This window comes from Humiphilus diazotrophicus, from assembly GCF_059726315.1.
Window position 1 is genome coordinate 4,515,807 of record NZ_AP040870.1, and the last position, 11,902, is coordinate 4,527,708.

General features: G+C 50.8%; 10 protein-coding genes. 9 read left to right on the plus strand and 1 reads right to left on the minus strand.

Features of this window, described 5'->3' with window-relative positions; genetic code table 11:
- Positions 1-59 precede the first annotated feature (59 nt).
- Positions 60-1,166 carry an enolase C-terminal domain-like protein gene (locus tag AC6I7T_RS19100; protein ID WP_497789082.1) on the plus strand — a complete coding sequence of 369 codons (1,107 nt, stop codon included), beginning with the start codon at positions 60-62 and terminating at the stop codon, positions 1,164-1,166.
- A gap of 86 nt (positions 1,167-1,252) precedes the next feature.
- Here the strand turns inward: AC6I7T_RS19100 and AC6I7T_RS19105 are convergent, their stop codons facing one another.
- Positions 1,253-2,188, minus strand: coding sequence for a LysR family transcriptional regulator (locus AC6I7T_RS19105; protein WP_497789083.1), 936 nt, complete (start codon positions 2,186-2,188; stop codon positions 1,253-1,255).
- Positions 2,189-2,387: 199 nt separating this feature from the next.
- On the opposite strand from AC6I7T_RS19105, the gene AC6I7T_RS19110 reads away from it, so the two are divergent.
- The 8 genes from AC6I7T_RS19110 to AC6I7T_RS19145 all read left to right on the plus strand — a co-directional run bounded on the left by AC6I7T_RS19110 (position 2,388) and on the right by AC6I7T_RS19145 (position 11,722).
- On the plus strand, positions 2,388-5,060 hold the full coding sequence (locus AC6I7T_RS19110) for a hypothetical protein (RefSeq protein WP_497789084.1): 2,673 nt from the start codon (positions 2,388-2,390) through the stop codon (positions 5,058-5,060).
- A 129-nt stretch (positions 5,061-5,189) separates the two neighbouring features.
- Positions 5,190-5,852, plus strand: coding sequence for an RraA family protein (locus tag AC6I7T_RS19115; protein ID WP_497789085.1), 663 nt, complete (start codon positions 5,190-5,192; stop codon positions 5,850-5,852).
- 11 nt (positions 5,853-5,863) lie between these two features.
- Positions 5,864-6,190 carry a UxaA family hydrolase gene (locus AC6I7T_RS19120; protein WP_497789086.1) on the plus strand — a complete coding sequence of 109 codons (327 nt, stop codon included), beginning with the start codon at positions 5,864-5,866 and terminating at the stop codon, positions 6,188-6,190.
- Positions 6,183-7,385: a UxaA family hydrolase gene (locus AC6I7T_RS19125; protein ID WP_497789087.1), complete on the plus strand. Its 1,203-nt coding sequence runs from the start codon at positions 6,183-6,185 to the stop codon at positions 7,383-7,385. Before AC6I7T_RS19120 ends, AC6I7T_RS19125 begins: the two co-directional genes overlap by 8 nt.
- Complete coding sequence (locus AC6I7T_RS19130) at positions 7,378-8,157, plus strand: SDR family NAD(P)-dependent oxidoreductase (RefSeq protein ID WP_497789088.1); 780 nt, start codon at positions 7,378-7,380, stop codon at positions 8,155-8,157. Before AC6I7T_RS19125 ends, AC6I7T_RS19130 begins: the two co-directional genes overlap by 8 nt.
- A gap of 39 nt (positions 8,158-8,196) precedes the next feature.
- Complete coding sequence (locus AC6I7T_RS19135) at positions 8,197-9,441, plus strand: MFS transporter (RefSeq protein ID WP_497789090.1); 1,245 nt, start codon at positions 8,197-8,199, stop codon at positions 9,439-9,441.
- Between the two features lie 37 nt (positions 9,442-9,478).
- Positions 9,479-10,564: a mandelate racemase/muconate lactonizing enzyme family protein gene (locus AC6I7T_RS19140; RefSeq protein WP_497789092.1), complete on the plus strand. Its 1,086-nt coding sequence runs from the start codon at positions 9,479-9,481 to the stop codon at positions 10,562-10,564.
- 615 nt (positions 10,565-11,179) lie between these two features.
- On the plus strand, positions 11,180-11,722 hold the full coding sequence (locus AC6I7T_RS19145) for an RNA polymerase sigma factor (RefSeq protein ID WP_497789093.1): 543 nt from the start codon (positions 11,180-11,182) through the stop codon (positions 11,720-11,722).
- Positions 11,723-11,902: the final 180 nt, after the last annotated feature.

The window sequence follows — 11,902 nt, forward strand, 5'->3', positions numbered from 1 at the left end:
AGATAAGATCAGGCAGTTCACGGTAATGCGGGGATGCTGTACAGGGTAAAGGAAGCATAATGCGTATCAGCGATGTAGTAATCAGCGTAATCGCGAATCCCTTTTGTGAGATGGTGACGGCCGGTATCAAGGGCGGCAAGGCTGCTCACGATATTGTCCTGATCCAAATCAAAACCGATGAGGGAGTCGAGGGCAACGCTTTTGCCTGGGGCGGTCGGAGTGGCCAGGGTACGGCACATCTGATTGGAAGCATCATCCGTCCTTTATTGATAGGCGAAGATCCTCTTAATCGCGAGCTGTTGTGGCAGCGAATTCGTCAGATGGATCGCTGGTGGGGATTCCTTCCGATCTATGCTCATGGTCCTATCGATGTGGCGCTATGGGATCTTGGGGCCAAAGCAGCAGGACTGCCGCTCTATCGTTTCCTGGGTGCTTATAGAACCAAGCTGCCGGCCTATGCCAGCTCTTTGATTTTGCCTACGGTAGAGCAATTCGTTCAGCAGGCGCGTGATTACAAGGCTCAGGGCTATCGTGCATACAAGATTCATCCCTGGGGCGATCCCATACGAGACGTCGAAGCCTACCGGGCGCTACGAAGCGAACTGGGCTCCGAGATGGTACTGATGACCGATCCCGTTGCCGGATACAACCATGAGCAGGCCATTCGGATTGGACGAGAATTGGAAAAGCTCAACTATCACTGGTTCGAAGAGCCTCTGTCCGATTACGACGTGTATGGATATCAAGAGCTTTGCAGAGTCCTGGAGATTCCTATCGCCGGGGTTGAGTCGACACCGGGTGGGCTATTCGGCACCACGCAGTACATTACGCAACGAGCGGTAGATATCGTACGTAGCGATGTGTCCTGGAAGGGTGGCGTTACGGGGCTGATGAAGACTGCGGCTCTGTGCGAGGCCTTTGGTATTAATTGCGAGGTTCACACCACGACGAATGCGCTCCTCGATATGGCGAACTTGCACGTGAGCTGCGCAATCAAAAATTGTGAGTATTTCGAGATCTTGATTCCTCAGGAGCCGTTTTGCTTCGGTGTAAAGAATCCAATTCGCATCGACGGCGAGGGATTCGTTCATGTGCCTGATGGTCCTGGATTGGGTGTTGAGTTGGATTGGGATCTACTCGATAACAACCTGATCTGCAAGATCTAGAGCTGCGACTTTACAACTGCCCCGAAACTCCAAAGCATGGTCTTCTTCGCCGGGGACCATGCTCTTTTTTTCAAGGATTCTTGTCCCTATTCGTCTCCGGAAGCGCCTCGCTCCGCTCTTATCTCTGAGATGCTCTTTCCGGAAAGGCCTTTAACGACTCTGCTGGCAAATTTCTGGATTGCTATCGGAAGCATGGCTGTCTTCGGAAGAGCCAGGGCGAGATCCCGATACATGCGAAAATTGCGAATTTTGAGGACCTGAATCATAGAGCCCTGCGAACCGGCGACACTGCAGTAGGGCAAAACTCCTGCTCCCAGACCCGCCCGGACCATGGCCTTTACAACTTCGATATTTTCCAGTTCCATCGTGATTCGTGGTTTTACGCCGACGGAATCAAGGTGCTTATCTACCAGAGATTGCATAGACGAACCCTGGAAGAATCCAATCAGGGGCACGTCATTCAAATCCTTCGGATCTAGTACCTTTTTGGCTGCCAATGGGTGAGTCGTGCTCACCACGTAAACCAGTTCCTCTTTAAGGATCGGAAGAATCTCAATCGAAAGATTCGGCTGAACCGGCTGCATGACCACAGCAAGATCGATCTTCTGATCGTGCACGGACTGGGCGAGCATTTCACTCGATCCGGTAGTGACAATCAATTCAATCTGCGGGTACTTGTGCTGGTATGCCGCGAGGATTGTGGGCAGCAAGTAGGTGAGAGTTGTCGCTCCGGAGCCAAGACGGACTGTTCCGCGTTGCAGCTCATTGAGCTCGCGTACAGCCATATCCGCGTTCTTGATTTCCTGAAAGATTCTGTCAACGTACTGCAGCAACAAACGGCCGGCCTCGTTCAGGTAGACACGTTTGCCGGTGCGCAGGAAGAGTGTACATCCCAAATCTTCTTCAAGCTGTTTGATGTGCAGGCTGATCGTCGACTGAGACAGGTGTAGCTCTTCGCTGGCTCGAGTGAAGCCACCGACCTTTGCTGCTTCTCGGAATACTCTAAGCTGCTGAAGATCCATCGAAGTAATCAATTATATCGAACGAATTTATGAATTGTCCCGATATATATCCGCAGTGATAGAGTGTCGATTCGTGTGGAAGTACCAGGCTCGTCGGCAAGCGGATGTCAATAAAGATATCCATGATTCGAGCAAATTTGCAATGTAGAGAAGAACTCGCTAATAAACAGTAGTGTCCCCGAATATAGGAAGCGTAAACATGATTTCTCGATTTGCTGCTCTTGCTTTACTTTTGATTTCTGTACCTGGATTTGCTGCTCCTCGTATTTTGACTGGTGCACATCCTTCGCCGAGAGAACAATATGCCGCCGATTGTCTGCGTAAAGCAACGGCGCAATTGGCTGGAAATGAGAGCATCCTCCTGGCTCAACGAAGCGATTCTCTTTTGAGCCGCTTCAATAAACAGCTACCCGCGCTTCCTTCGAGCACTGGGGAGTCCTTCAGTATTCATCGTTTTGGCAATACCCTCGTTGTAGCAGGATCGGATGCCAGTGGCGTACTCTACGGGGCTCTTGAACTTGCCGGTCGAATTCGTGAGGTGCACAAGCTGCCTGCTGCGATCAGCGTTGAAGACCGTCCCAAACTGAAACTCCGTGGTGTTGCTCTCGGTATGCAGAAGCCGGAGATCACCTATGACGGAGCAGAGTACGACTATCTCTACGCGCCAAAAGATTTTCCCTTCTTCTACGACAAGGCATACTGGACGAAGTATCTCGATCTGATTGCCGAAGAGCGCTACAACGCGCTATTCCTGTGGAACGGTCATCCCTTCACTTCTCTATTGAAGCTGCCGAAGTATCCTGAAGCACAAGAGCTTCCGACAGAGCAGCTCGAGAAGAATATCGAGATGTACCGCTGGCTCACTACAGAAGCCGACAGGCGCGGTATCTGGGTCCTGCAGGGGTTCTACAATATTCATCTTTCCCATACCTTCGCGCGTGCACATGGCATTCCGAACCACTTGTCGGCGCCCACTCCACTTGCTTCCGAATACACGAAGTACTGCATTTCGGAATTTATTCGTAACTATCCCAGCGTCGGATTGATGATGACTCTCGGCGAAGCCATGGGACCACATTATGGTCCTGAATGGTTGACGAAGACGATTATTCCCGGCGTGAAGGATGGAGTTGCCCAGCTCTCGAAGGAAGTTGGACACCCGGTTCCGGAGCCTCCGATTGTTGTTCGCGCCCATGCTACCGATATCAATGAAGCGATGGCTCAGGCGAAGCCTCTCTATTCCAACATCGATACGATGTTCAAGTGGAATGGGGAGTCGTTAACCTGGACCAACGTTCGTGGTCCTATTCGCGAGAAGTTCGAACATCTGGTTTCGATCTCGAATATTCAAGTGGCTAACGTTCATATTCTTTCGAATCTGGAGCCTTTTCGCTGGGGTGATCCGACTTTCGTCCGGGAGACACTTCTCAACTTCCAACAGATCGGGATTAGTGGCCTTCATCTTTATCCTCTGCGCTATTGGGATTGGCCGGTTGCAGCAGACAAGACAAGTCCTTTGCTTGAGCAGACCGATCGTGATTGGATCTGGTACGAATCTTGGGCTCGCTACGCATGGGACCCCAATCGTGATCCAGAGAAAGAACGTGCTTTCTGGACCGATCGATTTGCAGAGCGGTTTGGAAGTAAGGAAGCAGCGGGGCATTTGCTGAATGCCTATGAATACTCTGGAATCTGCGCTCCGAAATTACTTCCTCGCATTGGTATCACGGAAGGAAATCGTCAGATTCTTGCACTGGGCATGACTATGCCTCAGCTCATCGATGCTCGTCGTTTCGGTCCTGCCGAGACGCTCTGGACTGGCGACGCTCCGGAAGGGGAGCGACTAATTGACTATGTGGCCAAAGAGTTTCACCATCAGCCGCACCAGGGGGAGACTCCAATTGGTGTAGTCGATGAAGTGGCCGATGCTTCAGGGAAGGCAGTTGCTGAGGCTGAAGCTGCTGCGGCAGGCATCCAGTCAAATACAGAAGAATACAAGCGCATCTTGAATGACATGCGCGCAATCCATGCGCTCATGCTCTTCTATAAAGCAAAGACTCACGCCGCCGAGCAGGTAATGCTCTTTGGATACGACAGAGATTTCTCTCGGCTAGCGAAGGCTGAAGCGCTGCTTACGGAATCCATACAACATTTCAGCACTCTCACCAAACTGACAGACACCACCTATCGCAATGCCGCTGGAATGCAGACCTCTCAGCGCCAGATTCCTGTTCGCGGTAGTGCAAAGACAAATCACTGGAGAGATCTGCTACCGGTCTACGAGAAGGAGCTTGCAACTTTCCGGTCCAGAGTTGAGATGCTTCGAACCAGTTCGGCAAAGGGGGCTGTGGGGAACGCTCCAGCCGCAGAAAAGCCTGCTGACCGTCTGCCTGAAGTCGATTTCAAATTGTTGCCAGGAGCCGGAGAAGTCTTCTCTTTGGCTGAAGGGCAGTCTCTCTATAGCGACAAGAACGATGTCAGTATTGTCAAAGTTCTTCCGGAGTTGAATGGCCTGAAAGGGATTCGTATCTCTGCAGATCGCTCTAAGCCAATACATTTCAACCTGAGTAAGCCAGCACAGATTCTTGTCGGATTTTTGAAGCCGAACTCCCGCCAGACCTCTAACTTTGCCGGTGAAGCAGAGCAATGGAATCTTCTGATCCCGAATGCTGTGACTTCGAATGCAAAGGCAAATGCTCAGATCAGCATTTTGACAAAGTCATTCCCGGCAGGGGAGAACGACCTGGACCTTGGTAAAGGCGCCTATGTCGTTCTGGGTTTTATTCCGGACGACTTTCATGTGACTCCACACTTTGATCTCTCCATGAGCTCAGATGGTGGACAACCCAATCTCGATTGGTTGTTTGAATAAGCGCAGCATTTCCGATCGAGAGAGCAGCGCTCTTCCGTTGCTCTCTCGAATCCATCGGGGACATCGATGATACCGAACGGATTTATGTATTGTTCCGATATGCCGCTTGAGTGCTAGAGTTCGATTCGTATGCAGGGATCAGGGGATCAAGAATTATTTGGGCTGATACGGGAAAAGCTCTTTACCCCCGTTGTTGGCGACATATTGGATAAAGAGCATTATTGGCATCAGTTTCTTCCGCAACCGATCAAGCCGCTCAATCCCAGTTATCGTATCGTTGGACGGGCCTTTCCCGTACAGATTGCAGATGCTACCGGTCCGCAAGCTCGTCCTTTCGGACGACTTACAGAAGCGCTCGACTCGATTCGTCCCGGTGAGGTTTACATTGCTACCGGTGGTTCAATGAACTGCGCTTCCTGGGGAGAGATCCTCACTGCAACAGCCCGTACACGCGGTGGTGTTGGAGCAATCCTAGATGGATTTCATCGGGATACTCCAAAGGTGCTGGAACAGAATTGGCCAGTCTTTAGCCGGGGAAGCTTTGCGCAGGATGCAGGTGTTCGGTCGAGCGTAGTCGATTTTCGCTGCACTGTTGAGATTGGTGGCGTTTTGATTGAGCCTGGAGATTTGGTCTTTGCGGATATCGATGGAGTTCTGGTGATTCCGCAGAAGGTCGAAGAAAAGATTATCCGCCTGGCTTTGGAAAAGGCATCCGGTGAGAAGCTAGTCCGCAAAGAAATAGAGGCCGGTTCCTCGAGTACGTCAGTATTCGACAAGTACGGAATCCTCTGAGGAGCCGTACTATGGCGGAATGCTTCCAAATTGATCTGGGCGACAACGTTGCAACACTTCTTCAGGATGCAGATGCCGGTACTTTGCTTGTTCGCGGCGGAGGAGCGGTTCGAGAGCTTCAACTGGAGCAGTCGATCAAGATAGGTCACAAGATTGCTCTCTGTGATATTCCTGCCGGAAGCCCCGTGGTGAAGTACGGTATCACTATAGGGGAAGCGACCTGCTTTATTGAGCAGGGCCAGTGGGTGCATCTGCATAACTGCCGTAGCCTCTACGATGCTGGTTCCTCGAAGCTCGACGTTGAGACCGGATCTCGCGAGGAGACTCCCTATGAGTGAGATGGCCTGGCAGGGATATCTCCGGAAAGATGGCCGTAAAGGCGTTCGTAATCTGCTTCTGGTGATTTATACCGTGCAGTGCGCGCAGTTTGTGGCGCATGAAATTGCACGCGGAGAGCCGGAGACAGACGTAATCGGCTTTCCCGGTTGCTATGACAATCCTTATGCTATCCGGTTGATGCTCGCACTTGCCCGGCATCCGAATGTCGGCGGAGTATTGGCTGTCGGTCTGGGTTGTGAGTACACCCAGCCAGGACGTATCGCGGATGTCGTTCGCCAATCCGGTAGACCGGCTGAGTCGTTCTACATCCAGGATCATGGCGGAACAACCAGCAGCATTGCTTATGGAAAGCAGTTGCTGGCCTCCTTGCGTAGCCAGACGGCCAATGTCCCGCGTGTGCCGATGGGTTGGAGCGATCTGGTCGTTGGTTGTGAGTGTGGTGGTTCTGACGGGACCTCTGGTCTTGCGGGAAATCCTGTTGTCGGTCGATTTTACGATTTGCTGGTTGACCGTGGTGGAACGGCGATCTTTGAAGAGACGGTAGAGATGATCGGCCTGCGAGAGGTCCTTTCTCAAAGAGGGAAAACGCCTGTAGTGCAGCAACAGCTTCGTGAAACATACGACAAGGCTGAACGTTATTGCCGCTCTGTCCGTCAGTACTCCGTCTCTCCTGGAAACTTCGCCGGAGGATTGACGACCATCGAAGAAAAGAGCATGGGGGCGGTTGCCAAGAGTGGATCGCGGAAGATTGAAGGTGTAATTCGTGTAGCGCAACAGCCAAGCCACCCCGGCTTATGGCTGCTTGACTCCGTACCGGACGAGAACTTCATGCAGTTCGGTTACACGAATCCGAATGACACGGAAGGAATCATGGACCTGATTTCTGCCGGAGCTCAGATCGTGTTATTCGTCACCGGACGTGGAAGTGTTATCGGTGCTCCCGTTGCACCTCTAGTCAAGATCACTGGCAATTCCAAGACTTTTCAGAACATGCAACAAGATATCGATTTCAATGCAGGCTGCGTTCTGGATGGATCGAAGAGCTTGGATCAGGCTGCTCTGTCTCTGTCTCAGTTAGTGCAAGATGTCGCCTGTGGGGACAGGACTAGGCCTGAATTATTAGGGCATCGCGAATATTTCGTTATGTACAAACATCAAGAAGCACCATCATTACAGGAAGGTTGTCGTGTTTAAGAAGCAAATGGCGGCACATGAGGCATTTTCGTTGAAGGGTAAATTAGCCATTGTGACTGGAGGCGGAACTGGCCTCGGATATGCAATGGCGTCGTGCTTCATTGCAGCTGGAGCCCGGGTCATCATCACTGGAAGGCGCAAGGATGTGCTGGAAGAGGCTGTAGCCAAGCTTGGACCTTCTGCCATGGCTGAGTGCTTTGACGTAACCGAGACGGGGAAGGCAGCTGCTTTCATGCAAAGAGTTGAGAGCAAGTATGGAGTGCCAACCATCCTGGTGAATAACGCAGGAACTCACGTCAAGAAAAATCTTGCAGAAACCACCATCGATGACTTTCACGGAATCATGGCCACTCATGTGGAAGGTGCCTTTGCGCTAACGCAAGCAACTGCTCCCTTGATGAGGAAGGCCGGAGAGGGAAGCGTCATCTTTACCGCCTCCATGAGTTCGCTGATTGGCATGCCTCTGATCGTCGCTTATTCGGCAGCAAAGTCTGCATATTTGGGAATGGTTCGTTCTCTTGCGAGCGAACTCGGTCCGGACAATATCCGTGTAAATGCAATTGCTCCAGGGTGGATTGAGACCCCCATGCTGCGAAAGGCGCTTGGTGGAGATGCTGAGCGATCGAACAAAATTCTTTCTCGTACACCACAACGCTGCTTTGGAGATCCTGAGAATATTGGCTGGGCGGCTGTTTTCCTTAGTACTCCTGCAGCCTCCTTCATCAATGGTGTCGTCTTGCCTGTCGATGGGGGCGCAAGCATAGGATTCTAGTTCTACAAGGTACGACTGTAGTGCCAGCTGGAGAATTACATGGGCAAACGACGGTGGTGGATTGCAACGCTGCTTTTCCTTTCGACGCTGCTGAACTATTTTGACCGTCAGATCTTGTCCTTGGTCAGCCCGGTACTGCGCGTACAGTTTTCGCTTACGGCAAGTCAGTATTCCCATATACTGACCGCCTTCCTTCTTGGCTATACCTCCATGCAGCTAGTCGCTGGGTGGATCGTTGATCGCGTCGGGGCAAAGATTGGCCTGATACTGGCTATGGTCTGGTGGTCTGCGGCAGGATTAGCGGCGGCCACCTCACGCAGCACCTGGGAACTGCAACTTTTCCTCTTCCTAATGGGAGTGGGAGAAGCAGCAAATTGGCCAACAGCGGTTAAGGCAATCCGCGAGTGGTTTCCTCCCGCAAAACGAGCCGTCGCCGTCGGATTCTTCAATGCGGGCTCTTCTGCCGGTGCGGTGATAGCTCCTCTTGCCGTTGCGACAATTACCTTGCATTATTCCTGGCGGGTAGCATTTATCGTATGCGGGGTACTTGGCTTTCTGTGGCTTGTGCCATGGAAGTTTGCTTATTCAAAACCTCCAATCCAGGAAGAAGAGCGTGCGCAGATACGTATCTCTCCACTTGCTCTTTTGCGAACTCCTCAAGCCTGGGGTGTGATACTTGCTCGCTTCTTCGCCGATTCTATCTGGTTCTTCTACATATTTTGGCTACCCGATTATTTGAGCCATGTGCAATCCATGTCGCTCAGCCAAATTGGTGTCACCGCATGGGCTCCCTTCCTTGCGGCTGGAATCGGTAATTTTGCCGGAGGAGCGGCATCCGGCTATTTGATTCGCAAGCAGCGTTCTGTGGTATCTTCACGACTCATCGTAATGGGGGCTAGTGCGCTTGTGATGGCTGGAGGCGCAGCGGTTCATCTGTGCCATCAACCGGCGACTGCACTGATTCTGATTAGCGTAGTCGTGTTTGCTTACAGCGCTTGGGCCGCAAACGTGCTGACTTTACCCAGTGATCTTTTCCCCTCGAACGTAGTGGCCACTGTTGTGGGCGCTTCGGGAACCTGTGCCGGTCTTGGTGGAATGCTGACGACTCTGCTGACAGGGAAAATTATCGATCACTACTCTTACGGTCCGGTGTTCTGGGGGCTAGGTTGCCTTCCAGTGTTGGCTCTGGGCTGTAGCTTGTTAACGCTATGCCGGCCGAGGACGCCAGATGGTTCTCCGGCAAATTCAATCCCACATTCTGTGTGCATTGATTCCGCAGAATAAGGGCGATCTAGAATCTGTAGAAAGCAAGAAAGTAATTATGACCTCAACAAATATTCGTGATATTAACTTCTATCGTGCAAAATCGAATCGCTCAATTCCAATTGCAGATGCAACGCACCAAATCAGTGAGATATCGTTTTTCGTTGCAAGAATCACTCTTGAGAACGGTGTTTCCGGAGATTCATACCTTCTGAGTTTCCACTATTCTCCCGGTGCAATGGCAGGCGCACTGAAAGATGTGAAGAAGCTTGCGATGGGAGCCGATGCGAGCCGTCCGGGCGAATTCCTCCAAAAATATAACCAGGAAGCTGAATACTTTGGTCAATCAGGCATTCATCGCTGGGCTTCTGGTCTGGTAGACATTGCCATGTGGGATGCTTGGGCCAAGACCATCGGTCAGCCGGTGTGGAAGCTCTTTGGCGTGTATAACTCCAGGGTGCCTCTGTATGGTAGTGGGGGATGGCTTTCCTATTCCGTTGAAGAGTTGCTGGCGGAAGTGGTCGCTTATAAGAAAAGAGGCTTCCGTGCAGTCAAGGTAAAGGTCGGGCTGCCAGATCTGGAGCAGGATATTGAACGGCTCACGAAGGTGCGGGAAGCTGTCGGGTCATCCGTAAACGTGATGATGGATGCGAATCAAGGCATGGATCTGGCCACTGCTCTTCGTCTTGCAGATGCCGTGAGACCATTGCGGATTACCTGGTTTGAAGAGCCCTTATCTCACACGGACTTTACCGGCTATCAACAACTGCGTCAACACGCCGGAATCTCCCTGGCAATGGGAGAGAGAGAGTTCGATCTGGTTGCACTCAAGGAACTGATTCATAGGAATGCTTTGGATCTGTGGCAGCCTGACGTGTTGCGTCTTGGCTCCATTGAGGCATGGAGAGATTCGGCTGCTTTAGCCGCAGCTCACCATATCCCCGTACTACCTCATTATTATAAGGAGTACGATGTTCCCCTCTTGCTGACCGTGCCCAATGCCTTCGGCGCTGAGAGCTTCGATTGGATCGATGATCTGATTACACATCCGATTCAAATGCGGGGAGGATTTGCTTATCCTAATGAAGGCCCCGGTTGGGGATTTACCTTTAAGGATGAGTTTCTGGATCCCTTGGCCGAATAACGCAGCAGTTCGTTGGCTGCTCAAAGAGTGGAAAATAAATGGCTGGATCTCGGAGGTCAGGCAGATGCCGATTCCTGAGATTCAGCCTTTCGTTTCTTTGCACGACTTTATTCCTTGTCGGGCATGCGTGTACATACCTCACCGTTGCCTTTAGCAGGAGAAATCTGCTTCTCTACGAGATAAGTTTCAATCGCGCAGTGAAGGATTCTCTGTGTTATCCGATAAGACGTAATAGTAGAGGTTGATGGCTTATTCTTGCGAAGTTACTCCCATTCGGGGGTATGCGCAACATATAAAGCTTATATCGCTTGCTATGTAGCCATTTATATTAAATACTTATCATGTAAGTTTCTTCTAATGGCGTACTCTGTTGTCGTGTTAAGTTCGTTATCCCTCCCGCTATAAGCATAAAGCACAAAATATATATGTAACGGACTGTAACAAACTGTAAAGAATTGTAAAGCGTTTAGTTTGAGTCTCGATAATAAGCGCGTTTTTACTGCAAAATCCTTAGTCGAAGAACCACCAATATCGAACGTTTTGCGTTTGTCTGCGTCTAACTATTAGTGCCAGCATTGAGCATTTGAGTTTAGAAGATAGGCAAGCTCTACGACTATGGAGTCGCAATTAAATATTTCTGAATTTACAGACTTCGATACGACCTACCGTACCCATCGGCCCCGTATCTTTCGATATATTTTTCTCTCTTTGCGTGATCGCGATGCTGCTGAAACACTCACGCAAGACTGCTTTCTGCGGGCCTACAGAGCACGTCACACCTTCCGTGGCGATGCCAAGCTGAGTACCTGGCTAATGAAAATCGCACGGAATCTTATTCGGGATCACCTTCGGAATCGGCGGACAATTTTTTGGAAGACGATCTATGTAAACTCCGTGGAACTAGTCGATGTGAGCGACAGAATTCCGGATAAGCATATGTCCCCCGAACAGGCGCTGCTGCTTGATGCAAAGATGCAAGCCGTGCGGCAAATTCTTCCTCGGCTTTCTCCTCAACAGCGAGCGGTATTTCTGTTACGTTTCCGCGATGAGTTGGATTTGCACGAGATTGCCGAATACACTGGACTAAAAGAGGGCACGATAAAATCACATCTTTACCGTGCCTTGCGTTTTGTTCGCGAGAATATCGAGCAAAATTAAGCAGAACCTGCGTTACTATATCTTGCCCGGAATTGGAGATGTGCAAATTTTTCTAATACACCTGCAGAGGTTTCGTTCTTACTGACTATTGTTACGGGTTGATATGAGTTCTCTGACAAACGAAGATGCTGTCGTTGGAGAAGAAAGAAATGAATTAGGTCGTTCTCTGCGAGAACAACC